The organism is Streptomyces sp. NBC_00154 (assembly GCF_026342835.1).
In the GTDB taxonomy this organism is placed as follows: Bacteria; Actinomycetota; Actinomycetes; order Streptomycetales; family Streptomycetaceae; genus Streptomyces.
The window spans coordinates 473,607-500,093 of sequence record NZ_JAPEMI010000001.1 but is presented as its reverse complement, the minus strand read 5'-3'; the positions used below and the strand labels follow the sequence as shown (position 1 = coordinate 500,093).

Annotated in this window: 22 protein-coding genes; 5 read left to right on the top strand and 17 right to left on the bottom strand. The window is 69.4% G+C overall.

From position 1 onward, the window contains the following. Positions 1-64: 64 nt before the first annotated feature. Positions 65-649 carry a TMEM165/GDT1 family protein gene (locus tag OHA03_RS02155; protein ID WP_267000136.1) on the bottom strand — a complete coding sequence of 195 codons (585 nt, stop codon included), beginning with the start codon at positions 647-649 and terminating at the stop codon, positions 65-67. Positions 650-1,018: 369 nt separating this feature from the next. Between OHA03_RS02155 and OHA03_RS02150 the strand changes: the two genes are divergently transcribed. Beyond that, on the top strand, positions 1,019-1,429 hold the full coding sequence (locus OHA03_RS02150) for a (2Fe-2S) ferredoxin domain-containing protein (RefSeq protein ID WP_267000134.1): 411 nt from the start codon (positions 1,019-1,021) through the stop codon (positions 1,427-1,429). Between the two features lie 2 nt (positions 1,430-1,431). On the opposite strand, the gene OHA03_RS02145 is transcribed toward OHA03_RS02150, so the two are convergent. The 3 genes from OHA03_RS02145 to OHA03_RS02135 form a co-directional block, all read right to left on the bottom strand. Next, positions 1,432-1,680, bottom strand: coding sequence for a MarR family transcriptional regulator (locus OHA03_RS02145; protein ID WP_267000132.1), 249 nt, complete (start codon positions 1,678-1,680; stop codon positions 1,432-1,434). Between the two features lie 57 nt (positions 1,681-1,737). Continuing rightward, entirely contained in the window at positions 1,738-2,481 is a 744-nt protein-coding gene (locus OHA03_RS02140) for a Sir2 family NAD-dependent protein deacetylase (protein WP_267000130.1), read from the bottom strand. Between the two features lie 156 nt (positions 2,482-2,637). Further along, positions 2,638-3,132, bottom strand: a complete 495-nt coding sequence (locus OHA03_RS02135; protein WP_267000128.1) for an NUDIX hydrolase — start codon at positions 3,130-3,132, stop codon at positions 2,638-2,640. Between the two features lie 152 nt (positions 3,133-3,284). Here OHA03_RS02135 and OHA03_RS02130 point away from each other — a divergent pair, with 152 nt between their 5' ends. Then, entirely contained in the window at positions 3,285-4,400 is a 1,116-nt protein-coding gene (locus OHA03_RS02130) for a glycerate kinase (RefSeq protein ID WP_267007895.1), read from the top strand. 110 nt (positions 4,401-4,510) lie between these two features. Here the strand turns inward: OHA03_RS02130 and OHA03_RS02125 are convergent, their stop codons facing one another. Continuing rightward, positions 4,511-6,850: a discoidin domain-containing protein gene (locus tag OHA03_RS02125; RefSeq protein ID WP_267000126.1), complete on the bottom strand. Its 2,340-nt coding sequence runs from the start codon at positions 6,848-6,850 to the stop codon at positions 4,511-4,513. A 405-nt stretch (positions 6,851-7,255) separates the two neighbouring features. Here OHA03_RS02125 and OHA03_RS02120 point away from each other — a divergent pair, with 405 nt between their 5' ends. Next, positions 7,256-9,676: a SpoIIE family protein phosphatase gene (locus OHA03_RS02120; protein WP_267007894.1), complete on the top strand. Its 2,421-nt coding sequence runs from the start codon at positions 7,256-7,258 to the stop codon at positions 9,674-9,676. Between the two features lie 149 nt (positions 9,677-9,825). On the opposite strand, the gene pssA is transcribed toward OHA03_RS02120, so the two are convergent. From pssA to OHA03_RS02070, 10 genes are all read right to left on the bottom strand, one after another. Continuing rightward, positions 9,826-10,644 carry a CDP-diacylglycerol--serine O-phosphatidyltransferase gene (gene pssA, locus OHA03_RS02115; RefSeq protein ID WP_176902275.1) on the bottom strand — a complete coding sequence of 273 codons (819 nt, stop codon included), beginning with the start codon at positions 10,642-10,644 and terminating at the stop codon, positions 9,826-9,828. A gap of 22 nt (positions 10,645-10,666) precedes the next feature. After that, entirely contained in the window at positions 10,667-11,314 is a 648-nt protein-coding gene (locus OHA03_RS02110; RefSeq protein WP_030916556.1) for a phosphatidylserine decarboxylase, read from the bottom strand. Positions 11,315-11,495: 181 nt separating this feature from the next. After that, positions 11,496-12,701 carry an acyl-CoA dehydrogenase family protein gene (locus tag OHA03_RS02105; RefSeq protein ID WP_267000123.1) on the bottom strand — a complete coding sequence of 402 codons (1,206 nt, stop codon included), beginning with the start codon at positions 12,699-12,701 and terminating at the stop codon, positions 11,496-11,498. Between the two features lie 2 nt (positions 12,702-12,703). Continuing rightward, a complete protein-coding gene (locus OHA03_RS02100; protein ID WP_267000121.1) occupies positions 12,704-13,231 on the bottom strand; it encodes a MaoC family dehydratase in 528 nt (175 codons plus the stop codon). Between the two features lie 2 nt (positions 13,232-13,233). Further along, positions 13,234-14,253 carry a CoA ester lyase gene (locus tag OHA03_RS02095; RefSeq protein WP_267000119.1) on the bottom strand — a complete coding sequence of 340 codons (1,020 nt, stop codon included), beginning with the start codon at positions 14,251-14,253 and terminating at the stop codon, positions 13,234-13,236. Next, the gene (locus OHA03_RS02090) at positions 14,250-16,262 is read right to left on the bottom strand and encodes a protein meaA (protein WP_267000117.1); all 2,013 of its coding nucleotides are present in this window, start codon (positions 16,260-16,262) and stop codon (positions 14,250-14,252) included. The genes OHA03_RS02095 and OHA03_RS02090 overlap by 4 nt, the downstream gene beginning before the upstream one ends. 1 nt (position 16,263) lies before the next feature. After that, positions 16,264-17,601 (bottom strand): crotonyl-CoA carboxylase/reductase, encoded by a 1,338-nt coding sequence (ccrA, locus tag OHA03_RS02085; RefSeq protein WP_267000115.1) that lies wholly within the window; start codon positions 17,599-17,601, stop codon positions 16,264-16,266. A gap of 386 nt (positions 17,602-17,987) precedes the next feature. Further along, complete coding sequence (locus OHA03_RS02080; protein ID WP_267000113.1) at positions 17,988-18,785, bottom strand: GNAT family N-acetyltransferase; 798 nt, start codon at positions 18,783-18,785, stop codon at positions 17,988-17,990. Between the two features lie 137 nt (positions 18,786-18,922). After that, positions 18,923-19,741: a TetR family transcriptional regulator gene (locus tag OHA03_RS02075; protein ID WP_093776216.1), complete on the bottom strand. Its 819-nt coding sequence runs from the start codon at positions 19,739-19,741 to the stop codon at positions 18,923-18,925. 199 nt (positions 19,742-19,940) lie between these two features. Next, a complete protein-coding gene (locus OHA03_RS02070; protein WP_267000106.1) occupies positions 19,941-21,722 on the bottom strand; it encodes a 3-hydroxyacyl-CoA dehydrogenase family protein in 1,782 nt (593 codons plus the stop codon). Positions 21,723-22,078: 356 nt separating this feature from the next. On the opposite strand from OHA03_RS02070, the gene OHA03_RS02065 reads away from it, so the two are divergent. Next, positions 22,079-22,651 (top strand): adenylosuccinate lyase, encoded by a 573-nt coding sequence (locus OHA03_RS02065; protein WP_267000104.1) that lies wholly within the window; start codon positions 22,079-22,081, stop codon positions 22,649-22,651. On the opposite strand, the gene OHA03_RS02060 is transcribed toward OHA03_RS02065, so the two are convergent. After that, complete coding sequence (locus OHA03_RS02060; RefSeq protein WP_267000101.1) at positions 22,629-23,189, bottom strand: GNAT family N-acetyltransferase; 561 nt, start codon at positions 23,187-23,189, stop codon at positions 22,629-22,631. The genes OHA03_RS02065 and OHA03_RS02060 overlap by 23 nt on opposite strands. 73 nt (positions 23,190-23,262) lie before the next feature. Further along, positions 23,263-24,861 carry an alpha/beta hydrolase gene (locus tag OHA03_RS02055; RefSeq protein ID WP_267000099.1) on the bottom strand — a complete coding sequence of 533 codons (1,599 nt, stop codon included), beginning with the start codon at positions 24,859-24,861 and terminating at the stop codon, positions 23,263-23,265. Between the two features lie 197 nt (positions 24,862-25,058). Between OHA03_RS02055 and OHA03_RS02050 the strand changes: the two genes are divergently transcribed. Next, on the top strand, positions 25,059-26,483 hold the full coding sequence (locus OHA03_RS02050) for a recombinase family protein (protein ID WP_267000097.1): 1,425 nt from the start codon (positions 25,059-25,061) through the stop codon (positions 26,481-26,483). Positions 26,484-26,487: the final 4 nt, after the last annotated feature.

Sequence of the window (26,487 nt, the reverse complement as noted above, 5' to 3'; positions counted from 1 at the left end):
AGCCCGACCGTCGCACGGGGCGACCGTCGGGCTTCGCCGTGGCCTGCTGCGTTGCGGAACCGGCTCAGGCCGTGAAGATCTCGACCACCGACCAGATCGCCAGCCCCAGCATGCACAGCCCGCCGATGCGCTGGACCGTCCCCAGCGGAACCCGCTTCGCGATGAAGCGTCCCGCGAGCAGCGCCAGCGCGGAGACGGACATCAGTGCGGCCAGGGATCCGATGGCCGTGGACGACGTGCCGTTACTGGCGGCCAGGTTGGCCGTGGTGATCTGGGTGAGGTCGCCCCATTCACTGATGAACACCGCCATGAACGCGGTCGAGTAGACCGGCCAGAAGCCGGTCACGGTCTTGACTTCGCTGTCCTCGTCGCCGTCGTCACCCCCGCCACGCAGCAGCATGAACGCGCCGAACGCGAAGAGGGCCGCGGAGACGAGCTTGACGACCCAGTCGGGCAGCAGCCCGATCAGACCGCCGGCGCCGACGGCGATCGCGACATGCACGAGGAACGCGGACGAGGTACCGAACCAGACATAGAGCGGCCGCATGCGTGTGCCCATGGCCAGCGACGCGAACATGGTCTTGTCGGGGAGCTCCGCGAGGAAGATCAGCCCGAAGGCGGTGATGATCGCCAGGGGGTCGAGATGCATTCCGGGTGGCTTTCTGTGAGAGCCGGGCCCCGGGTCTTTCCGCGAAGCGCCACTCGGGCTTTTCGGAGGACCACTCGGCCCGGCATGACTGCAGCGCCCACAGGGCGCGGGCGTGTCATACCTGACCGAAGGTCTCGCCCGCCCGTAACGATCTACGAGCCCGGCCACCGGGAACCCGAGGGCTCCAGTGTGTCGACGACCGGTTTGCGGGGCTACTCCCCTTCGCAGCCACCCACCTTACCGCACCCCCGCGCAGCCACCGGCGCCGGAGGGGCTCAAGTGTTCGACTTCACTCCGCGCTCGGTACAGTCCCACAGTGATCATCCGCGCCCGCGCCCTCGCCCGCGTCTCGACCGGAAGCGTCCCCGTATGAGCCGCCGCACCCGCAAGGCCGACACATCCGCCCCGGGCGCACCCCGGCCCACCGTCAGCGTCTGCCGGGGCTGCTGCTGCGGTACGCCGAAGATCCCCGACGTGGACCATGCCGGCCAGCTCGCAGCTCTGCGCCGGTCCCTCGGCGAGATCGCCGCGGTGCGTGCCGTGGAGTGCCTGGACGCCTGCGAGCAGGCCAACGTCATCGTCGTGCAGCCCTCGGCCGAGGGCAGGAGGGCGGGTGGCCGTCCGGTCTGGCTCGGCCTCGTCAACGACCCGGATGCCGTCGCCGACATCGTCGCCTGGGTCGAAGCGGGTGGCCCCGGCCTCGCGGACGCCCCCGACATCCTCGACCTCTACACCTTCCGGCCCTCGCGCCGCGTACAGCAGGAACTCGGTTCGTCCTAGCCTCAGTTGGCTCGCAGCATGCGGCCGAGCAGCTCCATCAACGTACTGCGTTCGGACTCGGTCAGTACGTCGAGAAACTCCCGCTGCGAGTCCTGGGCCAGCTGCTGGAGCCGCTGTTGCAGCTCCACCCCGGCCGTAGTGAGCGCGACGCGCTGGCGGCGGCGGTCGTCCGGGTCGCGCTCCCGCCGGATGAGGCCGCGCTGTTCGACCGTGTCGAGATAGCCGACCAGATGGCTCCGGTTGACATCCATGTCCGAAGGCCAGCCGGGCGTGATCGCCCGCCGAGGCAGGCCGCCGCCCCCCGCCCGTCAGCCGTCCGCCTCCGCGCCCGCTTCGGCGGACAGCCGCGCGAGCAGTGACGGCAGCGCGGTTCCGATGGGCTCGCGGATCGTCTCCTCGGCCAGTTCGTCGTACGGCGTCGGCTCGGCGTTCACGACGATCAGCCGCGCACCGTACTCCGCCGCGATCCCGGCCAGCGACGCGGCGGGCTGCACCTGCAGCGTCGTACCGACTGCGATGAACACCTCGCAGGCCTTCGCGATCGACATCGCCTCGCCCAGCACCACCGCATCGAGCCGCTCACCGAACATGACCGTCGCCGACTTCAGGATGCCGCCGCAGACCGTGCACGCCGGGTCGGCCTCGCCGGCCTCGACCCTGGTCAGCGCCTGAGCCATGGGTGACCGGGTGTGGCATCGGGTGCAGACCACCTCGCGAGCGGTGCCGTGCAGTTCGAGGACCTTGCGGGCGGAGACACCGGCCAGCTGATGCAGCCCGTCGACGTTCTGCGTGATCACCCGCACCGGAACCCCGGCCCGCTCCAGGTCCGCAACGGCCCGGTGGGCGGCGTTCGGCTCGGCGTGCCAGGTCGCGCTGGTGCGGCGCATCTGCCAGGAGCGGCGCCGGATCTCCGGATCGGCCATGTAGAAGTCGTACGTGACGAGCTTCTCGGCCTCGGGGTCCTTCCGCCAGAGGCCGTTCGGCCCGCGGTAGTCGGGGATGCCGGAGTCCGTGGAGATGCCGGCGCCGCTGAGTATCGCGACGAGAGTCATACGGCGAGCGTACGCAGCGACGGCCGCCGCCCGCGAGGCGTTTTGATCACGCTGTCAGGGCCCTCCCGTGGCCGAGGCCACCGTCGGTCCCGATGCGGCACTCGTGGTGGGTCCCCGCCGTCGTCGGCGGCCCCAGGACGCCGTCGAACGGGACGGTCAGAGGGTGACCGGCCTGCCGTCCTCCAGCTCCACGGCGCCGGTTCCGGAGTCGCGCACCTCAAGTGCCGCCCGCACCCGGTGTCCGAGCGAACCGGGCAGATACTGGTCGAGCGCGTCGCGCTCCACCAGCTTCCAGGACAGGAGCTCCTCCTCCTGCAGCCGGATCGCCTTCAGCTGGACGTCGTCCAGGACTCCGCCGTCGTACAGATACGCGGCGATCGGTGGCCGTGCGGGGCTGCGCGCCCAGTCGACCGCGAGCAGCCGTCCCGGCTCGAGATCGAGCCCGATCTCCTCGGCCGTCTCACGGCGCGCGGCCCGGCGCGGGGTCTCGCCCTCGTCGGACTCGATCGTTCCGCCGGGCAGCGCCCAGCCGTCCCGGTAGTTCGGCTCGACGAGCAGGACCCGTCCCTCCCCGTCCTGGAAGACGGTTGCCGCGGCGGCCAGCACCCTGGGCAGTCCTGCGATGTACGTGGCGTAGTCAGTGGTGGTCACGTGCGCAGCGTAGTAGGGGCATCGGGCCGGCCACCGGAGCCCGGTCCAGGGCCCGGACACCCATGGGCACGGGGCGGGTGCTCCGGATAGGGTCGGGGCGGCGCGACTGCCTGTTCGAAAGCAAGGGATGCAAGGTGACGGACGGAGCAGTGATGGAGACCGCCCGCGTGCTCGTCGCGGCGGACAAGTTCAAGGGATCGCTCACCGCGGTACAGGTCGCGGAGCGGGTGACAGCCGGTCTGCGGCGCATCGTCCCCGAGGTGCAGGTCGAGACCCTGCCGGTGGCGGACGGCGGCGACGGCACGGTGGCGGCGGCGGTGGCCGCCGGCTTCGAGCGGCGCGAAGCGCGTGTGACCGGGCCGCGCGGGGAGACCTTGACCGCGGCCTACGCGCTGCGCGACACCACCGCGGTGGTGGAGATGGCCGAGGCCTCGGGCCTCCAGCACCTTCCCGCAGGGGTCTTCGCCCCGCTCACGGCCACCACGTACGGCTCCGGTGAGCTGCTTGCCGCGGCGCTGGACGCGGGCGCCCGGACCATTGTGTTCGGGGTCGGCGGCAGTGCGACGACCGACGGCGGCGCGGGCATGCTGGCCGCGCTCGGCGCCCGATTCCTGGACGCGGACGGCAAGCCCGTCGGCCCCGGTGGCGGCGGCCTCGCGGAACTGGCCGAGGCGGATCTGTCCGGCCTCGACCCGCGGCTGGCCGACGTGGACCTGATCCTCGCCAGCGACGTGGACAACCCGCTGACCGGTCCGAAGGGCGCCCCGGAGGTCTACGGACGGCAGAAGGGCGCGACCGAGGACGACATCGCGACCCTCGACGCGGCGCTCGCCCACTACGCGTCCGTCCTGGGCCCGGACCACGCGAAGCTCCCCGGTGCGGGTGCGGCGGGAGGTATCGGCTACGGGGCGCTGGTAGCGCTCGGCGCCCGGTTCCGCCCCGGCATCGAGGTCATGCTCGACGTACTCGGCTTCGCGCCGGCGTTGGCCCGCGCCACGCTGGTGATCACCGGCGAGGGCTCCCTCGACGAGCAGACCCTGCACGGCAAGGCCCCGGCCGGCGTCGCGGCGGCGGCCCGCGCGGCGGGGCTGGAGGTGGTGGCGGTCTGCGGCCGTCTGGCACTGCCTCCGGAGGCGCTGGGCAGGGCCGGCATCCGGCGCGCGTACGCCCTCACGGAGCTGGAGCCGGACCCGGCCGTGTGCATGGCACAGGCGGGCCCGCTGCTGGAGCGGGTGGCGGAAGGGATCGCCCGCGACTTCCTGTCGTGAGCTGAGCCGAGCCGGATCGAGCCGGGCTGAGCCGGGCGGGCCGTGGCCCGCCCGGAACGTCCGACCGGCCGCCGGACGGGTCCGGACCCGTCCGGCGACCGGTCGCATCGTCAGCTGGTGTACGCCTCCAGTTCCGAGAGCTGACCCGCGGGCCACCCCGTGTTCGCGGTGAACGTCAGCCGCAGATAGCGGGCCGATGTACCGGGCAGAGTGACCGTTGCCGTATTGCCGCCGGCCGGGTCGAAGACATAGTCGGCCGACCCCTTGAGCGAGCCGTACGAGGAGTTGTCGGCGCTGCCCGACACGCTCAGCGTCTGCGTGCGGGTCGCCCATGCCGTCGCCGGGGGCAGCTTCAGGACCACGCGTTTGACGGCCCGGGGAGCACCCAGGTCCACGGTGATGGTCTGCGGGAAGGCGTGGTTGGTGCTCTCCCAGTAGCTGTTCGCATTGCCGTCCACGGCGTTGGCCGCACCATAGACGTCCGCGTGGCCCGATTCGGTGACCGGTCGGCCCAGGGCAAGGTTGCCGGGATCGGTCGGAGGGTCGGTGGGCGGGTCGGTCGGGTCGGTCCCGCCCCCCGGCACCCCGCCGTTGGTCCACACCGGGTCCGGCCAGGTGCCGGTGCAGACCGGCGGGTCGGCGTACCAGCCGGAGTTTCCGCTGCCTCGGGTGATCTGGAAGCCACTGCCGACACAGTTGTGGATCGGGTTCGACTGGGCGATGTGCGTGGCGACGACATTGGTGAACGTCGCCGTCCCCGGAGCCTGGATCTGCAGGGCGTAGGTACCCGCGCCGTCGATCCTGACGTTGTCGAAATGCAGCCCGTTGGTCGCACCCTCGATCAGATGGATCGCGGCGTACGAACTGTCGAGTATCTCGGTGTCGGTGATGTTGATCGTGGCGTTGATGGGTTCGTTGAGTCCGCTGAACCAGATCGCACCGACCCCGAACCGCCAGTTGAAGTCGTTGTTCCCGGTACGGATCAGAGTGTTCCGGGCGGCTGTCGTGACGCCGGAGACCGCCGTGCCCCGACCCGAATTCACACCGGGATAGCGATTGGCGACATGCAGGCCGCCGCCATTGGTGATCGTGTCGGACATGACGTTGTCGGAGATGGTGATGTCCTTGCCGCCGTACGTCACGATGTTGTTCGCGAGGATCGGCAGGACCACGGTGTTGAACGTGAACTTGTTCTTCACATTCGGTACGTTCTCCGCCCACATCGCCAGGCCGTCGTCACCGGTGTTGCGGACGAATGTGTTGGTGACGGTGGAGTTCGTGACGCCGTAATGGAAATTCACGCCGTCGGCGGTCTGGTCCAGAATGCGGCTGTTCTTGACGGTGAAATTGTCCATAGGCCCGTCCATCCAGGCGCCGCACTTGGTGTGCTGCATCCAGACGTTGTCGACGACCGAATTGGACATTGCCCCGCCGATGGCGTTGACCTGGTCGTTGTCCACCCGCTCACGGATGTCGCCGATGATGGCGAAGTCCTTGAGGGTGACATCGGTGCTGCCGCCGTCCGCGGCGTACTTGCCGTAGACCCCGACCGCCTTGCTGCGGTTCGACGGATCCCGCCCGGTCAGCACGCTGTACCAGGGACCGGCCCCGCGCAGCGTCACCTTGTCGACGACGATGTGATCGCGGACCTGGAAGGTTCCCTGCGGGATGTACACCTCCTTGCCCTGGGCCCGGCCGGCGTCGACGGCCGCCTGGATCCTGCCGGTGGAGTCGGTGGCGCCCGTCGGGTCGGCGCCGAAGTCGCCCACCACGTCCAGCGCCCCCGACGGCCTCCCGACCGGGGCACCGACCTGCTCGAAGTCGGCCAGGTCGATGGTGAACGTCGACGATGCGGCCGTGGAGGCGACCTGGAGCCGCACCTTCGTGCCGATGGGGAGCGTCGACCCGAACATGGTCCGGGCCTCGTCGTAGAAGTGGTGCGGGTTGGTGTCGCCCGGGTTGTTGTTGAACGGGTAACCGCCGTAGTACCAGCCGTACTTCGATGTGACCGGGACGCTCTTCGGTGCCCCGTCCCCCACGCGCACGTCGATCGAGGCGTCCCGGCCCGTTCCGTCGGCGCTGTCGGGCAGTGAGTACCGGAAGGACATCGCGTTCGCCGGGGCGGTGAGGGTGAATTCCACGTACTCGCCGACGGCGTCCAGCGTCACGGCCTGCCGGCCCGAGGCCTCGGAGGGCAGCGTGCCGTACAGCCGGTTCGGTCCGATCAGCGTGCCGTTCGTGGCCGCGTACTCGGCTTCCTGTTCCTTGAACGGAACGGCCGCACCGCGGCCGGGGACCGCGAGGGGGGAGGGCGCGGGGACACCCGCGGCCCGGGCGGGCGGGGCGCTGGACAGTACGACCGCGGCGGCGGTGCCGAACGCGGCGAGGGCCAGGGAGAGGGAGGCGGACAGAGAGCGTCTGAGCAGGAGGCGTTTCGGTGGTGGGGTCACGTGATCGTCGTCCTTGCGGCTCGTGGGGGCTCTTCGGACGCCCCACAGGCTAGGAGTAGACCGCAAAGACGTCTATGCCGTTCGCAAAATAGCGTCATGATCGCTCAAAATTGAAACTTGGTTCGGTGGCTTTTACGAATAACGCCCAGAAATGTGGGCGTGCGGAGCGGATGGGTCCGAGGTGTCCCATGACATGTTGCGACTCCAGGCACATGACGCAGCTGCCATGGGACGCAAAAGACTCGCATAGTGTTGGAAGATGTCGTTCATTGCCGGGGCCGGGTCCACCAGGTGCGCTGCAGGGCCACCGGGGCGCATCCTGACTGTGTGACCTGGTACGGCGCTACCCGGCACAGTCCGCAGGATGAAGGCAGGGCGGTGCCCGGGGCGGCGAACGGCGGCCGAGTGCCGGGCGAACTCTCCCTGGCGCTCGCGCAGGCCGCAGTGAGCGCGGTCGAGTCCGCCGGCGGGTATGCCGGCGGCGTATATCTACGCTCCGGGAACCCTGAGCTGCTGCGGCTCGCGGTGCTCGCGGGGCTGCCGGGTCGGCTGTTCCGCCCCTGGTGGCGCATGCATGTGAACCGGCCCTTCCCGGTGTGTGAGTCCTACCGCTCGCACCGGTCGATCATGCTCCCCGATGCCGAGGAGGCCATGCGCCGGTTCCCGCAGCTGATGGCGGGCCTGCCGTTCCCGTTCGGGTCGCTGTTCGTGCCGATCGGCGGCCCCGAGAGGTTCGGGGTCCTGGCGGTGCTGCGCCCGGCCACACCCGGGAAGCCGGTATCGCCGGCCCACCGGCACAGCCTTGAGCACGTGGTCCAGCAGCTCGGCACCGACCTCGCGGAGCTGGCGGGCGAGGGCACCCAGGTCGTGTGGGACGGTGAGCCGGTACCCGTCCAGCTGCCCTCGGCCGTCGCACCACCGGTCAGGATCGGACACTTCGAGTGGGACCTCGACACCGGCGCCGTCGACGCGGACGCGGAGCTGTGCGCGATCCTCGCCACGGATCCCGCACAGTTCGCGGGCACCATCGACGCGCTGACGGCGCTGCTGGCCCCGGAGGACGTGTGCGGGCTGTGCGCCGTCGCCCGCCGGGCGGCCGGATCGCCCGGCCCGGTCGTACGCCGGTTGCGGCTGCGCGGCCCCGACGGCCGGACGAACTTCCTCGAACTCTCCAGCCGCCGGACCCGGCTGCCCGGTGACGGCGCGGCCGGTCATCTCACCGGCTTCCTCGTCGACCTCGGCGCCGGAGCGATCGTCGGGGAGGCGGCCGACCGACTCCCGCGCGGCATCTTCTCGTTCGACCGGCTCGGACGGATCACCTACGTCAACCCTCTCGCGGAGGAGCTGCTCGACCGGGCAGGCGCCGACCTGGTCGGAAGCGTCCTGTGGGAGGTCCTGCCGTGGTTCGGACACCCCGCGTACGACGACCACCACCGGGCCGCGCTGCTCTCCCACGACCCGGTGCACTTCCTCGCGCGGCGCGACGCCAACGACTGGCTGTCGGTGTCCCTGTACCCGGGCCACGACGGAGTGACAGCCACGCTCGCCGCCACGGAACCGGCCTACACTCCGGGGTCCGTCGTCACGCCGGGCGTGGGGCTCGGCTCCCCGGCCGACCGGGCGTCCGCGCTCTACCGGCCGGTCGCCCTCGCCATCGCGCTGACTGAGGCCGTCACGGCACGCCAGGTCTCGGTGGTGGTCACGGAGGAACTGCTGCCCGCGTTCGGCGGCAGGCAACTGGCCATCTACCTGCTGAACGAGCGGCACCTCTACCTGGCCTGGGAGACCGGCTTCCCGCAGGGCTTCCTGGACCGCTTCGACGGGGTGTCCCTCGCTGCCCACCTGCCCGGCGTCGAGACGCTCACCACCGGCCGCCCGATCTTCTTCGAGTCCATGCAGCACCTGGCCGCCGCCTACCCCGGCATCCCCTTGGACGCCGACGTCGGCGCCCGCGCGTTCCTGCCGCTGATCGCCTCCGGGCGGCCCGTCGGCTCCTGCATCCTCGGCTTCGACCACCCGCGCGGCTTCACCCCCGAGGAACGCACGGTCCTGACCGCGCTCGCCGGCCTCATCGCCCAGTCCCTCCAGCGGGCCCAGCGATACGACACGGAATCCGCCCTGGCCCGTGGCCTGCAGAACGCCCTGCTGCCGCACCGGCTGCCCGTACTCGAACACGTCGACACCGCCGGGAGGTATCTCGCCGGCACCCAGGGCATGGATATCGGAGGCGACTGGTACGACGTCGTCGAAACGGAGCGCGGCCTGGCCCTGATCATCGGGGACGTCCAGGGGCACGGAGTCGCCGCGGCCGCGACCATGGGCCAACTGCGCAGCGCGGTAAGGGCCTTCGCTCTCAGCGGGCACGATCCGCAGGAGGTGGTGAGCGGCACCAACCGGCTGCTCATCGACCTCGACCCCGGCCAGATCGCCAGCTGCTGCTACGTCGTCCTCGACCCCGTCACCGGCCGGACCCAGGCGGTCCGGGCGGGGCACCCGCAGCCCCTGCTCCGCCACCCCGACCACACGACCGAGGTCCTGGACCTGCCCGGCGGCATCGTGCTCGGTGTCGCCCCCCGTGCGTCCTACCCGGTCAGCGACTTCCTCCTGGACCCCGGCGCGATCCTGGCACTGTTCACCGACGGACTGGTCGAGCAGGCAGGGGCCGACATCGATCTGGGCATCGAACGGCTGCGCTCCACGATCGAGCGAGCCGATGTTCCGTCGCTCGCCGACATGGCGGACCTGGTCATCCGGGAGGCGAAGCAGGAGTCCGACCGGCCCGACGACATCGCGCTCCTGCTCGCCGCCCGCTGGGACCCGGCGTAGCGGGCGCCGCCCGCACAGGACACGGGGCACGTACGAGGGCCCGGGCCCCGATCGCGGCGGTGGCTGCTCGTCATGGGTGCCGTAGGACATGCAGGAGGGCCCGGGTGCTGGGGAAGCACCCGGGCCCTCGTACGTCTTGTGCTGTACCGCTAGGGCAGCTGAGCCGCCCGTGCCTCGCGTCGGTTGTCGCGGAAGGTGTTCACCCGCCGTGCCGTCGCGAAGAGCGGGATGACCGCTCCCAGGACCACCTGCAGCGCGCAGCCGGTCTGCAGGAGCAGCTGACCGCCGGGGGCGTCGAACGCCCAGGCGGCGAGCAGTCCCATCGCGCCGACGATCCAGCTGAGCATGGCCACCGCGAGGACACCCCGCGGCTTCGGGTACTCGACCCGGCTGACCATCAGCCACGCCACTCCGACGATCGCGAGCAGCGTCGGTACGAAGGGCAGCTCCAGGAGCACGATCGAGACGACCGTGAGCGCTCCGAAGGGGCTCGGCATGCCCTGGAACATGCCGTCCTTCATGGTCACGCAGGAGAATCTGGCCAGTCTCAGCACCACGGCCAGCAGCACTACGATCGCCGCGAGCGCCGACACCCTCTGGTGTGCGTCGTCCGCGACCATGCCGTACACGAGTACGAAGTACGCCGGGGCGAGGCCGAAGCTGATCAGGTCCGAGAGGTTGTCCAGCTCTGCGCCCATCGGCGAGCTGCGGAGCTTGCGCGCCACCAGCCCGTCGAAGAGGTCGAAGACCGCGGCGAGGAGCATCAGGATCACGGCGGTGGCCGCGGAGTGCCGGGCCATGCCGCTCTCGTCGCTGCCCGTGAGGTGCGGGATGAGGATGCCCGTGGTGGTGAAGTACACCGCCATGAAACCGCACGTGGCGTTACCGAGAGTGAGGGTGTCCGCTATCGACAGCCGCAGAGAGAGCGGCATGTCCTCGACGTCGTCCTCGGACTCGGCCTCCGGCACCCAGCCGGCCTGTGTGTCGGGATCAATCACGGTCAATTCGAGTCACCCCCGCGGTGGTGGCCTGGCCGACCTCGACCGCGACATCGATACCTTCCGGAAGGTAGATGTCGACCCGGGAGCCGAAGCGGATCAGGCCGATGCGCTCGCCCTGCTCCACCTTCGTGCCCTGCGGGATGTACGGGACGATGCGACGGGCAACCGCACCCGCGATCTGCACCATCTCGATGTCACCGAGCTCGGTGTCGAAGTGCCAGACAACGCGCTCGTTGTTCTCGCTCTCCTTGTTGAACGCCGGGACGAACCCACCGGGGATGTGCTCGACCGATGTCACCGTGCCGGCCAGGGGCGCGCGGTTGACGTGAACATTCAACGGGCTCATGAAGATCGCGACGCGGGTGCGCCCGTCCTTCCACGGCATGATGCTCTGCACCACACCGTCGGCCGGAGAGATGACTCGGCCCTGGGTGATCTCGCGCTCGGGGTCGCGGAAGAACCACAGCATGCCCGCCGCGAGGGCGGTGGTGGGCACGGCCACGGCGGCCCAGCGTCCGGACTTGCGGGCCCGGGTGAGGCTGAGCGCCGCGGTGGCGACGGTCGGGAGGAGCCACGGCGAAGCTCCGCGCGCAAGGCGGACTCCGCCGCGTGATGCAGAGGTTTGGCTGTCGGGCATGGATGACCTTCGTAGCGGATGATGCCGCGCTGGCAACGGGGGACGGCGGCTTTTCCGGCGATGCTATCGGGTGCGAGCCGCAACTGGGCAAGCCAACAGCCGAGTCGGACGGCTGGAAGGCACCGGCTGAGGATGACAGGGTGTGATCTTCTTCGCGGCTAAATCACCTCGAAGGGGACGATCAGCCCTGGAACCGGTACTCCTCGAGGAGTCGGCGCCCAATGATCATTTTCTGGATTTCGGCGGTACCTTCACCGATCAGCAGCATCGGGGCCTCCCGGTAGAGGCGCTCGATCTCGTACTCCTTGGAGAAGCCGTAACCGCCGTGGATGCGGAAGGCGTCCTCGACGACTTCCTTGCAGTATTCGGAGGCGAGGTACTTCGCCATCCCTGCCTCCAGGTCGTTTCGTTCCCCGGAGTCCTTTTTGCGCGCTGCATTCACCATCATTGCATGCGCCGCTTCGACCTTGGTGGCCATTTCGGCCAGCTTGAACTGGATCGCCTGGTGCTGGGCGATCGGCTTTCCGAAGGTATGACGCTGCTGAGCGTAGGAGACGCCCAGCTCGAATGCACGCTGTGCGACGCCGCAACCACGCGCGGCCACATTCACCCGGCCGACCTCGACACCGTCCATCATTTGGTAAAACCCTCGGCCGGTGGTGCCGCCGAGTACACGATTGGCCGGAATGCGCAGTCCGTCCATGATGAGTTCCGTCGTGTCGACGCCCTTGTAACCCATCTTGTCGATCTTCCCGGGAATGGTGAGCCCCGGCCGGACCTCGCCGAAGCCCGGCTCCTTCTCCACCAGGAAGGTCGTCATCGACTTGTGCGGGGCCGTTCCCTCGGGGTGGCCTTCGTCACTTCGGCACAGCACGGCGACGAGCGAGGACGTACCGCCGTTCGTCAGCCACATCTTCTGGCCGTTCAGGACGTACTCGTCGCCGTCCCGGACGCCCTTGGAGGTGATCGCCGAGACGTCGGAGCCCAGTGCCGGCTCGGACATCGAGAACGCGCCCCGGACCTCGCCCAGCGCCATCCGCGGCAGGAACGTGTCCTTCTGCTCCTGGGTGCCGTGCTGCTTGAGCATGTACGCCACGATGAAGTGCGTGTTGATGATTCCCGACACGCTCATCCAGCCGCGCGCGATTTCCTCCACGCAGAGCGCGTATGTGAGAAGCGACTCACCCAGGCCCCCGTACTCCTCGGGGATCATCAGCCCGAACAGGCCCAGTTCCTTGAGCCCCTCGACGATCTCCGTCGGGTACTCGTCGCGGTGCTCCAGCTGGGTCGCGACCGGAAGGATCTCCTTGTCGACGAAATCCCGGACCGTGGAGAGGATTTCCTGCTGGATGTCGTTCAGACCGGCGGTCTGGGCGAGTCGCGTCATGGCTACTTCTCCACGTTCTTCTGCGAAGGCTGGTTCAGCTCCGGGCGGCCGGGCTGCTCGCCGCCGCGCTCCTTGATGTACGTCTCGGTGGGGACCATCACCTTGCGGCGGAACACGCAGACGAGTGTTCCGTCCTGCTTGTAGCCCTTGGTCTCCACGTAAACGATTCCGCGGTCACTCTTGGACTTTGACGGAGTCTTGTCGAGGACGGTCGTCTCGCCGTAGATCGTGTCGCCGTGGAAGGTCGGCGCGACATGCTTGAGCGACTCGACCTCCAGGTTGGCGATCGCCTTTCCGGACACGTCGGGGACGGACATGCCGAGCAACAGCGAGTAGATGTAGTTGCCGACCACAACGTTCTTGCCGAAATCGGTCGTCTTCTCCGCGTAGTTGCTGTCAATGTGCAGCGGGTGATGATTCATGGTGAGCAGACAGAAAAGGTGGTCGTCGTACTCCGTGACCGTCTTTCCGGGCCAGTGCTTGTACACCGCACCGACCTCGAACTCCTCATAGGTGCGTCCGAACTGCATGGTCAGGCCTCCGGAGCTTCGAACTTGGAGGTGCGCTGCATACCGGCCGCGCGGCCCTTGCCCGCGATGACCAGGGCCATCTTCCGGCTCGCCTCGTCGATCATCTCGTCGCCGAGCATCGCCGAACCCTTCTTGCCGCCCGCCTCCGAGGTGCACCACTCGTACGCGTCGAGGATCAGCTCGGCGTGGTCGTAGTCCTCCTGCGACGGCGAGAACACCTCGTTGGCCGCGTCGACCTGGCCGGGGTGCAGCACCCACTTGCCGTCGAAGCCGAGTGCCGCCGCACGGCCCGCGACCTCGCGGTACGCGTCCACGTCACGGATCTGCAGGAAGGGACCGTCGATCGCCTGGAGGTCGTGCGTACGCGCCGCCATCAGGATGCGCATGAGGATGTAGTGGTACGCGTCCGCGCCGTAGCCGGGCGGCTGCTGGCCGACGACCAGGGTCTTCATGTTGATCGACGCCATGAAGTCGGCCGGGCCGAAGATCAGCGTCTCCAGGCGCGGCGAGGCGGCGGCGATGTCGTCGATGTTCACCAGGCCCTTGGCGTTCTCGATCTGTGCCTCGATGCCGATCTTCCCGACCTCGAAGCCCATGGTCTTCTCGATCTGGGTGAGCAGCAGATCGAGGGCGATGACCTGCTGGGCGTCCTGGACCTTCGGCAGCATGATGCAGTCGAGGTTCTGGCCGGCACCCTCGACCACCGTGATCACATCGCGGTACGTCCAGTGCGTCGTCCAGTCGTTCACGCGCACGACCCGGGTCTTGCCCGTCCAGTCGCCGTTGTTCAGCGCGTCGACGATGTGGTGCCGGGCGCCCTCCTTGGCGAGCGGGGCGCAGGCGTCCTCGAGGTCCAGGAAGACCTGGTCGGCCGGGAGGCCCTGGGCCTTCTCCAGGAACCGCGGGTTCGAGCCCGGCACAGCCAGGCAGGAGCGGCGCGGACGCAGACGGTTCGAGATGTGCGCGGCGGAGCCGCTCCCTGCAAGGGTGGTGGCGGGAGACGGGTGGGCAGGCTGGGTCATGCGGGGACCTCCAGAGGGTCGAGCTTGTTCGCTTTCCGGATCTCGTCGACGATACGGCCGATGATCTCCGTGATGCCGAAGTCCTTCGGGGTGAATACGGCGGCGACGCCCGCCTCGATCAGCGCGGTGGCGTCGGCGGGGGGAATGATCCCGCCCGCGATGACGGGTATGTCGTTGGCGCCAGCTTCGCGCAGCCGGTTCAGCACGTCCGGCACCAGCTCGGCGTGCGAGCCGGACAGGATCGACAGACCGACGCAGTGCACGTCCTCGGCGAGCGCGGCCGAGACGATCTGTTCGGGGGTCAGTCGGATCCCCTGGTAGACGACCTCGAACCCGGCGTCACGGGCCCGTACGGCGATCTGCTCGGCGCCGTTGGAGTGCCCGTCCAGGCCCGGCTTGCCGACCAGCAGCCGCAGCCGTCCGGTGCCGAGGTCGCCGGCGGTGCGGGCGACCTTCTCGCGGACCAGGGCGAGCGGCGTGCCCGCCTCCGCGGTCACCGCGACCGGTGCGGACGAGACCCCCGTCGGGGCCCGGAACTCGCCGAACACATCGCGCAGCGCCCACGACCACTCGCCGGTGGTGACACCCGCGCGGGCGCACTCCACGGTCGCTTCCATCATGTTGTCGGTGCCGGCCGCGGCCTTCTTCAGCGCCGCCAGTGCCTCGGAGGCGCGGGCCTCGTCACGGTTGTCGCGCCACTCGTGGAGCGCCGCGACCACCCTGGCCTCGTTGGCCGGGTCGACCGTCATGATCGCGCCGTCGAGGTCCGCGGTGAGCGGGTTCGGCTCGGTCGTCTCGTAGATGTTGACGCCGACGATCTTCTCCTCGCCGCCCTCGATGCGGGCCCGCCGCTGCGCGTGCGAGGAGACCAGCTCCGACTTGAGGTAGCCGGACTCGACGGCCGCCATGGCGCCGCCCATCTGCTGGATCCGGTCGATCTCCGCGAGCGACTCGGTGACCAGGGCATCCACCTTGGCCTCGATCACATGCGAACCCGCGAAGATGTCCTCGTACTCCAGCAGATCGCTCTCGTGCGCGAGGACCTGCTGGATCCGGAGCGACCACTGCTGGTCCCAGGGCCGGGGGAGCCCCAGCGCCTCGTTCCAGGCGGGCAGCTGGACGGCCCGGGCGCGGGCGTCCTTGGAGAGGGTGACCGCCAGCATCTCCAGGACGATGCGCTGGACGTTGTTCTCCGGCTGCGCCTCGGTCAGGCCGAGAGAGTTGACCTGGACGCCGTAGCGGAACCGGCGCTGCTTGGCGTCGGTGATGCCGTAGCGCTCGCGGGTGACCTGGTCCCAGATGCGGCCGAAGGCGCGCATCTTGCACATCTCCTCGATGAAGCGGACGCCCGCGTTCACGAAGAAGGAGATACGGGCGACGACATCGCCGAACTTCTCCTCGGGCACCTGTCCGGAGTCACGGACCGCGTCGAGCACGGCGATCGCCGTCGACATGGCGTACGCGATCTCCTGGACCGGAGTGGCCCCCGCCTCCTGCAGGTGATAGCTGCAGATGTTGATCGGGTTCCACTTCGGTATGTGGTTGACCGTGTACGTGATCATGTCGGTGGTCAGCCGCAGCGAGGGAACGGGCGGGAAGACATGCGTCCCGCGCGAGAGGTACTCCTTGACGATGTCGTTCTGCGTCGTGCCCTGGAGCTTCGTGGCGTCGGCGCCCTGCTCCTCGGCGACCACCTGATAGAGCGCCAGCAGCCACATCGCGGTGGCGTTGATCGTCATCGAGGTGTTCATCTGCTCCAGCGGGATGTCCTGGAACAGCCGCCGCATGTCACCGAGGTGCGAGACGGGCACGCCGACCCGGCCGACCTCGCCGCGGGCGAGGATGTGGTCGGGGTCGTAACCCGTCTGGGTCGGCAGGTCGAAGGCGACCGACAGACCGGTCTGGCCCTTGGCGAGGTTGCGCCGGTAGAGCTCGTTGGACGCTTCGGCGGTCGAGTGGCCGGCGTACGTCCGCATGAGCCACGGGCGGTCCTTCTGACGCCCGCTCATGTCAGACGTCCCGGAAGCGATTGATGGCGTCGATGTGCTGCTCGCGCAGCTCCTCGTTGCGCACGCCCATACCCTCGCGGGGGGCCAGTGCGAGCACGCCGACCTTGCCCTGGTGGAGGTTGCGGTGCACGTCGTACGCGGCCTGGCCGGTCTCCTCCAGGGAGTAGACCTTCGACAGCGTCGGGTGGATCTTGCCCTTGGCGATCAGCCTGTTGGCCTCCCACGCCTCGCGGTAGTTGGCGAAGTGCGAGCCCACGATCTTCTTCAGCGACATCCACAGGTAGCGGTTGTCGTACTCGTGGTTGTAGCCCGACGTGGAGGCGCAGGTGACGATCGTGCCGCCCTTGCGGGTCACGTACACCGAGGCGCCGAACGTCTCGCGGCCCGGGTGCTCGAAGACGATGTCCACGTCCTCGCCGCCGGTCAGCTCACGGATGCGCTTGCCGAACCGCTTCCACTCGCGCGGGTCCTGGTTGTGCTCGTCCTTCCAGAACTTGTAGCCCTCGGCGTTGCGGTCGATGATCGCCTCTGCGCCCATCTTCCGGCAGATTTCCGCCTTCTGCTCGCTGGAGACGATGCAGATCGGGTTGGCGCCACCGGCCAGCGCGAACTGCGTGGCGTACGAACCGAGTCCGCCGCTGGCCCCCCAGATCAGCACGTTGTCGCCCTGCTTCATGCCGGCGCCGTTGCGCGAGACGAGCTGGCGGTAGGCGGTGGAGTTGACCAGGCCGGGTGCGGCGGCCTCCTCCCAGCTCAGGTGCTCCGGCTTCGGCATCAGCTGATTGGACTTGACGAGCGCGATCTCGGCGAGACCGCCGAAGTTGGTCTCGAAGCCCCAGATCCGCTGCTCGGGGTCGAGCATCGTGTCGTTGTGGCCGTCCGAGGACTCCAGTTCGACCGAGAGGCAGTGCGCGACGACCTCGTCGCCGGGGTGCCAGGCGTTGACGCCGGGGCCGGTGCGCAGGACGACGCCCGCCAGGTCGGAGCCGATGACGTGGTACGGCAGGTCGTGGCGCTTGGTGAGCTCGCTGAGCTTCCCGTAGCGCTCCAGGAAGCCGAAGGTGGACATCGGCTCGAAGATCGAGGTCCAGACCGAGTTGTAATTCACCGAGCTGGCCATGACGGCGACCAGTGCCTCGCCGGGCCCGAGCTCGGGCACCGGGACGTCGTCGAGGTGCAGCGACTTGCGGGGGTCCTTGTCGCGGGAGGCGAGCCCGGCGAACATCTCCGTCTCGTCCTTGTGCACGGTCACCGCGCGGTACGACTCAGGGATGGACAGGGCCGCGAAATCTGCTGCCGTACTGTCCTGCGATTGGATCGCGTCCAGGATTTCCTTCACGGTGTGCCTCCGGGATGGTGTCTCCCCTGCTCGGCCGGGGCCGGGTACGCGGGGAATGCTCGAGGGACGCCTGAGGGTCCCTGCGGGGGTGGGGTGCGTTGTGGAGGTGCTGCCGTCGGTTCGGCTGGTAAGGCTTCGGCCTGCTCTGGTGGAGCAGAAGGGTTTGCCTGTGACGCAGGCGTCCGGGCGCGCAGGCACATGGCTTGCGGGGACAGCCGGCGTACGTGAGGTCTCTGCACGCCGGCCGCCCGGACAACTTCAACGTATGGCACTCCGTGACACCTGGCAAGGCACTGGGTGCCAATAATTTCTCTCACATGTCATCCGCCCGGCACGGATGAGCAACATGAGAGGTGGTTCGGGTTGTTCTGTCCTGCTCGGTGAGGTCAGGTCGTGCGGCGGTGGACATACGGCGTGGTGGTGCTCAGCGCGGTGAATCCGAGCCGCTGGAGGATCGGACGGCTCTGGTCGGTCGCGTCGACCTGCAGATATGTGTAGCCACGCTCGGTGGCGATCGCGGCACGGAAGGCCACCAGCGCCCGGTAGATGCCCTTCCCGCGCCACGGCTCGACCGTCCCGCCGCCCCAGAGCCCCGCGAAGCCGGTGCCGGGGTACAGCTCCATGCGGGCCGAGCTCACCGGCTCGTCGCCCACCATGGCCAGCACCCCGACGAAGCTGTCCGGGGCCTCGGTCAGCCGGGCCAGCACCTGATGCCGCAGCCGCGACCAGTCCGAGCCGAACGCCCGCTCATGGGCCCGGGCCATCAGCTCCACATCGGCCGCATCGGTCACCGTACGCAGCCGGACGGCCTCGGGGAGCTCCACTGCGGTCGGGAGGTCCGCGACCGGAGCGATCAGCAGGGTCTCCGGCTCCTCCGCGACGAAGCCGGCCGCCCGCAGCCGCTGCCCCAGGTCCGCCGGCCGGTCGTGCGCGTACAGCTTCCACTCGAACTCGTCGAGGCCGAGCGCGGTGAAGCGTTCCACCTGAGCCGCGATCGCCGCGTCCGCCCGGACGGCGTCCAGATCCGGCGCCGACCAGACCACGCCGTTCCAGTCGTCGGCCGCGCCGACCTGACGTACGACATCGGCGGTGCGCTCGACGCGCACACGGGGGCCGTCGGGTCGGGCATGCTCGCGCATCTCGTGGTCGAAGAGGGACAGCAGGGCGTCGTGATCAGGAGTCATGCGCCCACCACAACACCGGCGTGTACGGGCTGCAACCAGGTTTCGGCGCCCGGGCACGCGTATGCCGGACGGGCTTCGACAGCGAGCCCGTCCGGCATGCGGGGGTCGACGGAGCGGTTCGGCCGGCAGGCTCCCGCTCAGTGGTCCTTGAGTGCCTGCTGGATCGTGCGCATCACTTCGTCGAGCGGTGCGTCGGTGCGCGCCACCGCGACCAGCACCTCACCCTCCGTGCTCACGGAAGCGGCGGCCGGCGGGGACGCGGGCTCGGTCCCGGCGATCCGGCCCGCGCCGATACCGGTCCCGAACGTGTCCCGGACGATGGCGAACGCGTGGTCGAGCTGGGCCTCCACGTCACCTTGGCCGCCCGCCCGCAGCCAGCGGCGCAGCACATGGTTGTGCGCGGTGACGACGGCGGACGCCGCGACCTCCGCCAGCAGCGGATCGTCATTGCCGACGTGGTGGTCGCGCTCGTCGAAATGGCCCAGCAGATAGCGCGTGAACAGCCGCTCGTAGCGGGCCACCGAGGCGATCTCGGCCTCCCGCAGGGTGGGGACCTCACGGGTCAGCTTGTAGCGGGCCACGGAGACCGCGGGCTTCGCCGCGTACATCTTCATGACTTCCTTGATGCCGCGGCAGACGGTGTCGAGCGGGTGCTCGTGCGCGGGGGCGGCATTGAGGACGGCCTCGGCCCGGACGAGGGTGTCGTCGTGGTCCGGGAAGATCGCCTCTTCCTTGGAGCGGAAGTGCCGGAAGAAGGTCCGCCGGGCGACGCCCGCGGCGCCCGCGATCTCGTCGACCGTCGTCGCCTCGTACCCCTTCGTGGCGAAGAGCTCCATCGCTGCGGCGGCCAGTTCGCGGCGCATCTTGAGCCGTTGGGCGGCGGCGCGCGTGCCTGCGGCACTCTCCGGGGCGTCGGGTGCGGTGGAGACACGGGGGGACCTGGCGGGCTGGGACATGGTGTGAACGTACTGCATCGGCGCAGGAGAGCGCGCCTGCGGGGGCGGGCCGCCGGGCGGCGCCTCCCACGCCGAAGGCGGTGGCGGCGGATCGAGCAGCCCTCCCCAGCCGGCTCCCGGCCCGGGAACCGGCGGGGGGTCGGCCGGGCGGTCCCGCCCGGCCGGATGCCCGGCCGGCCGGGCAGGAGCCCGCCGGCCCTCAGCGCCGGGCATATTCGCGGAAGCCGCGCCCCGTCTTGCGGCCGAGGCAGCCGGCGGCCACCAGGTGCTCCAGCAGCGGCGCCGGGGCCAGACCCGGGTCGCGGAACTCGCCGTGCAGCACCTTCTCGATGGCGAGCGAGACATCGAGCCCGACGACGTCGAGGAGCTCGAACGGACCCATCGGGTAGCCGCCGCCCAGCTTCATCGCGGCGTCGATGTCGTCGAGGCTCGCGTAGTGCTCCCCGACCATCTTGATCGCGTTGTTGAGGTACGGGAACAGCAGCGCGTTGACGATGAAACCGGCCCGGTCCGCGCAGTCCACCGGGTGCTTGCGGATCTTCCCGCACACCTCACGGACGGTGGCGTGGACGTCGTCGTCGGTGAGCACCGTACGGACCACCTCGACCAGTTTCATCGCGGGCGCCGGGTTGAAGAAGTGCATCCCGATGACGTCCTGCGGACGCGAGGTGGCCCGTGCGCACGCCACGACCGGCAGCGACGACGTGGTGGTGGCGAGCACCGCACCCGGCTTGCAGACCTTGTCGAGCGTGGCGAACAGCTGCTGCTTGACCGCCAGGTCCTCGGCGACCGCCTCGACCGCGAGATCGACGTCGTCGAACGAGTCCAGCGAACCGGCCGCGGTGATGCGGGCGAGGGTCTCGTCCCTCGCCTCGGCCGTCAGCCGCCCCTTGGTGACGGAACGCTCCAGCGACTTGGCGATCCGGCCCCTCGCCGTGTCGGCCTTCTCCTGGCTGCGCGCGGCGAGCACCACGTCGTAACCGGCCTTCGCGAAGACCTCCGCGATGCCCGAGGCCATCGTCCCGGAGCCGGCGACACCCACCGACCGCACGGTGCGCCCGGCCGTCGCTCCGGTGCTCTCCTGCGGCGTCTTCGCGTCCGGCACCACGGTCTGGCTGCCCGGCGCCGCATACGTGTAGAAGCCACGGCCCGACTTGCGGCCGGTCAGCCCGGCCTCGCTGAGCTGCTTGAGGATCGGCGCAGGGGCGTGCAGCCGGTCGTGCGACTCGGAGTACATCGCCTCCAGGACGGTACGGGCGGTGTCGACCCCGATCAGATCGAGCAGGGCGAGCGGGCCCATGGGCAGCCCGCAGCCCAGCTTCATGGCCGCGTCGATGTCCTCACGGGAGGCGTAGCTCGCCTCGTACATCGCGGCGGCCTGGTTCAGGTAGCCGAACAGCAGCCCGTCGGCGACGAACCCCGGCCGGTCGCCCACCGCGACCGGCTCCTTGCCCAGCTCACGGGCGAGCGTGGTGACCGCCTCGACGGCCGGCGGCGCGGTCAGCACCGAGGAGACCACCTCGACCAGCTTCATCGCGGGCGCCGGGTTGAAGAAGTGCAGACCGATCACGCGCTCGGGGTGCTGCGACTCGGCGGCCAGCCGGGTCACCGACAGGGCGTTGGTGCCGGTCGCCAGGATCGCGGTGGGGGAGGTGATCGCGTCGAGCTCCCGGAAGAGCTGCTGCTTGATCTCGTACGACTCGGGCACGACCTCGATGACGAGCTGCGCGTCCGCGGCGGCCTGCAGATCGGAGAAGGTACGGAACCTGGCGAGGACGTCGTGCCGCTCGCCCTCGGTGATCCGCCCCTTCTGCACTGCGCGGGCGGTGGAGGCTTCGAGGGCGGCAACGGCCTGACGCGCGGCCGCCTCGCTGATGTCGATACCGATGACCTCGCGGCCGGCCCGGGCGAGGACCTCGGCGATGCCGGTGCCCATGGTGCCGAGGCCGACGACGGCAATGGTGGAGAGCGGGGTGTCCATCACGGGACTCCAGGGATGAGTGACGACTGTGTGGGCGCACGACGCGCACGGATCTGGTGGGGCCGTGGGGCCCGACCGGCGCATGGCGTGCGGAAACTGCATGTCGTGGTGCTCGGGGCCGGGGGTGTACCGAACACACCCGGACCGGGATGGGGGTGACGGACTCTGTCCCGGAGTCACGTCTCGCAAAGCTGCCGAACCGACAAGCACTCCGGGTGGCTGCGTCACCAGGCCACTGGAGTCGGCGGGGAGTGTGTCCCGCTCATATGAGGTTAACCGGCGAGTAACGAGCGCGCCAGCCCCGAGTTGTTGTGTGCCCGCTCACACTCGCCGTGTCCGCCGATACGCTGACGGTCATGGACGAGGAGTTCCGGTCGCTGGCCGACCGGCTGGGAGACGAGGCGGGGGAGTCGGCGGCGTACCGCAGACTGCTCGCCACCGAGGACGACGAGGAGCTGGCCCGGGTCCTCGTGGAACGCGAACGCCCGCTCTGGGCGCGCGAGATCGCCGCGTTCCGGCTCGGCTGCGGCGGCGACAGACGGGCCTTCGAGGCGCTGGTCCTGCTGCTCAACCACCGCGAACCGGAGCGCTGTGTCTCCGCCGCCCATGCTCTGGTGCGCCTAGGCGACCCGCGCACGCCCCGGGCCGCCGCCGCCCTCGCGACCAACACCCTGCGCACCGCCTACGCCCTGCATCCGGTGCGGCTGCTCACCGCCCTGCGGGCCCCCGAGTCCGTCCCGACGCTGATCAGCACCCTGGAACGGCTGCTGGCACCGGACGAGCCGCACTGGCGGGTCGCGCTGGCCTGTGTGGAGGGGCTGGGGCAGCTCGGCGACGCACAGGCCCGCCCGGTCCTGCAGGCGGCGCTGCCGCACCCGAGGCTCGGCGGCGCGGCCGAGGAGGCGATCAGCCGGCTGCCGGCGGGCTGAGAGGGCGTACGTAACGCACCTCGGGCACGAGGACGCCGCCGACCTGGAACGGTTCCTCGGCGCCGTCCGGAGCGAAGCCCGCACGCTCGTAGAAGCGGCGGGCCGGTGCGTTCTCCTTGAGGACCCAGAGCGACAGATCGGGAAACCCGTCCGCGGCGGAGCGCGCCAGGATCTCCGTCATCAGGGCGCGGCCGACCCCGGTCCCGCGTTGCTCGGGCAGCACATAGATGGCGTACAACTCGCCGCGGGCGAGCCGCCTGCCGTCCGCGCGGTACGGGCCGTAACAGGCCCAGCCGATCACACCCGGGCCAGGCCGCTCGGTCACCACATTGACGACCGTGTTGCGTTCGGCGAAGAAGCCGCGCCGCCGCTGCGCGTCCTCGGCGATGTCCATCGCGTCCAGATACGCCTGCGGGATCAGCCCGGTGTACGCGGCCTGCCAGCCGCGCACCCGGATCGTAGCGACGGCCTCGCAGTCGTCGATGGTCATGGATCTGACGGACAGGTCGGGGGCGTACGCGGTGGGCCGTGTCGTCATACGGACCATGGTGGCGTACGCCCCCGAGGGCGTGCGCTCGGCTCCCGGCGGCCGGAGTCCGGCCCCTCTCCCCTCAGCTGCGGAAGCCGAGCATCCCGTGCAGTGCGCCGCCTCCGTCCGCCGTCGGGCTCCGCAGCGTCTTCGCCGATGCCCCGGCGGCCGGCGGCTCCGGGTCGGGCGACTTCGGGCAGACCGCGTCCGCGTCGGCGCTGCTGCCGTTGCCGCGCGGGACGGTGCCCTTGTCGAGGTAGTCCACCAAGTACCTGTCCAGACATTTGTTGCCGCTCAGTGTGATGCCGTGGTTGCCGCCGCCCTGTTCGACGACCAGGCTGGAGCCGCGGAGTTTGCGATGCAGGGTGACCCCGCCCTCGTACGGCGTGGCCGCATCCTCCGTGGCCTGGAAGAGCAGCACCGGCGGGAGCGCGTCGTTGGAGACCCGTACCGGGTTGAGCGGCTCCACCGGCCAGGATGCGCACGGCGCGTTGTACCAGGTGTTGTTCCAGGCGTAGAAGGGTGCCTTGCTGTGCACCTTCCAGCTCTCGCTGCGCCAGGTGTTCCAGTCGCGTGTCCACTCGGCGTCGTGGCACTGCACGGCCGCGTAGACCGAGTAGCCGTTGTCGCCCTTGTCGTCGACGGCGCCGAGCTTCTTGTACGCGCGGACCAACGCGTCCTGGTCCTGGTGGTTCACGTACGAGGCGAACGTATCGGCCAGGTAGGGCCAGTACCCGTTGTTGTAGCCACCCGGCAGGAACGTGTCCTGCAGCTCGCTCATGCCGACCGTGCCGCCCGCGGGTTCCTTCCTGACCGCTTCGCTCATCGCGTACCAGGCAGCCTCGACCTTCGCCGGGTCGCTGCCCAGTCCGTACGTCGAGTTGTGCTTCGCGATCCAGGCGGCGAACGCCTTCTGGCGGGCGTCGAACGCGTAGTCCTGGCCGATGTTGTCGTCGTACCAGACCCCGTCCGGGTCGACGTTCGAGTCGAGCACCAGACGCCGTACCCGCTGCGGGAACAGCTTGGCGTACACCGCGCCCAGATAGGTGCCGTACGAGTATCCGAAGTAGTTGATCTGTGGGGAGCCGAGGGCCTGCCGGATCACATCGAGATCCTTGGCGGTGCTCACCGTGTCCATGTACGGCAGCAGATCGGGGTACTTCGCGCCGCACGCGGCGGCGAAGGACGCGGCGCGGTCGCGGTTGGCCTGCTCGGTCCGGAGGTCCAGCGGCACCGGGTCGGGGCGCAGCGGCTCGAAGTATTTCGGTACACAGTTCAGTGCCGGGGAGCTCTTCCCGACCCCGCGCGGGTCGAACCCGATCACGTCGTACTGTGCGGCGGTCTCCTTCGGCAGCGAGGCCGCCACGTAGCCGGCCATCGTCAGCCCGCTGCCGCCGGGGCCGCCGGGGTTGACGAGCAGGGGGCCCTGCGACGTCTTCGCGGTGTGCGGGATCCGAGACAGGGCGAGGGTGATGCTCCTGCCCGACGGGTCGTCATGATTGAGCGGGGCGCGCACGGTTGAGCACTGCAGCGTCGGATACGACTTCGTGGCGCAGCCGGTCCATGTGAGCTGCGCGGCAGGCGGCGCGACTCCGTCGGCTCTCGCCGGGGAAGGAACGCCGGTCAGCAGACCGGCGACTGTCGCACCGATGGCGAACAGAATTCCTGAACGATTCGTCATATGGCCTCCCGTGGTGGAGGGAACGCGGCTGCGGGTGGTGCAGCCCCCGCCGCATGCTCCCCACATTCGGACACGGAAGGACATGTTCTGATGAGACTTGACCCATTTGGTCAGATAGATGCGGGTTGTCTGGGGACGTCGAACGTGTTGCTTCGCAACTGTCAGGGTGAAGCTGCACTGTATCTATACTGCTTCCTGTGACTCTATTTCGTGCAGGCGGGCTGTACCTCCGGATCAGCAAGGACGAAGAGTCCGGAGAAGATGGCGTGACCAGGCAGCGCGAAGACACCGACGAGTTGGCCATGGCACGCGGCATTCCTGTCGCCGCCCATCATCGTTATGTCGACAACGATCTGAGCGCCTCCCATGGGAAACCTCGGGAGGCTTACGGGCGGTTGATGGAGGCGGTGAAACGGGGCGAGATTGACGTCATCCTGGTGACGTACCTGTCCCGGCTGTGGCGCAACCGGCGCGAGCGCGCCGAGGGAATGGAAATTCTGCGCAAGCACAACGTCAGCGTCCTGTGTGTCAAGGGACCTGAATTGAACCTGTCGACGGCGTCGGGTCGCATGCTCGCAGGTGTCCTCGGTGAAGTGGACACGTTCGAAGTCGAGCAGATGGCAGAGCGCCAGCAGCGCGAGACGCTGCAGCGCATTGAGCGCGGTGTGGCGCCCACGGGGCCCCGTTGCTTCGGATACACGCCGGACGGCAGCGAGCTGGTCCACTCCGAAGCGTGGGAAATACGTGGGATGTTCGAACAGCTGCTTGCCGGGGCGACCGTTTCCGGTATCGCAGCCGGGCTGAACGAACGCAAGGTAGGGAACCGCAACGGCAAGCCCTGGTCGCATAACGCGGTACGCGGACTGCTTCTGAACGAACGTGTGGCCGGTCTGCGCGAGTACCGTGGCGAGACGTATGCAGGGACGTGGCCGACGGTTGTCGATGAGGTGACCTGGCGGGAGGCAGTGGCCATCCTCACGGACGAAGCGCGCCGGACGTCACCAGGGCCCGCACGGCGCTGGCTGCTCTCCGGTATCGCTTTGTGTGGCGTGTGTGCCGATGGCACGACGATGACCAGTGCTCAGCGCGACTCGAAGAACGGCCCCGGCGAGAACCGCATCTACCGGTGCCGGAGGGTGAAGCACGTTGCGCGACTGGCGGAGCCGATCGACCAGCTGATTGCCGGCACGGAGCCGGGCGAGCCGCTGGGGGTCGTGCTGCAACTCCTCATGCGGCCGGATGCTGCGGCGCTGCTGGTGGACAGCGACAGGCCGGACGCTGAAGACCTCAAGCGCACTGCCGCGACGCTGAGGGCGCGTCTGGACGGTCTGGCGGACGCGTTCGCGGATGATGACGAGGCGGACCCGCAGGACTTCAAACGGGCGGCACGGCGCATCCGGGGGCGTCTGGCGGAGACCGAGGCCAAGATGGCGCACCCGCAGCGGGCGTCCATCCTGGCCGACCTCGTGACAGCTGACGATGTTGTGACGGAGTGGCAGGGGCTGGTCCTGGACCGCAAACGGGCTGTGGTGGACACGCTCATCACCATCACCATCCATCCGGCGGGACCGGGCCGCCGGGCCTTCGACCCGCGGTCGGTCAAGATCGAGGCCCGATTTTGAGCGG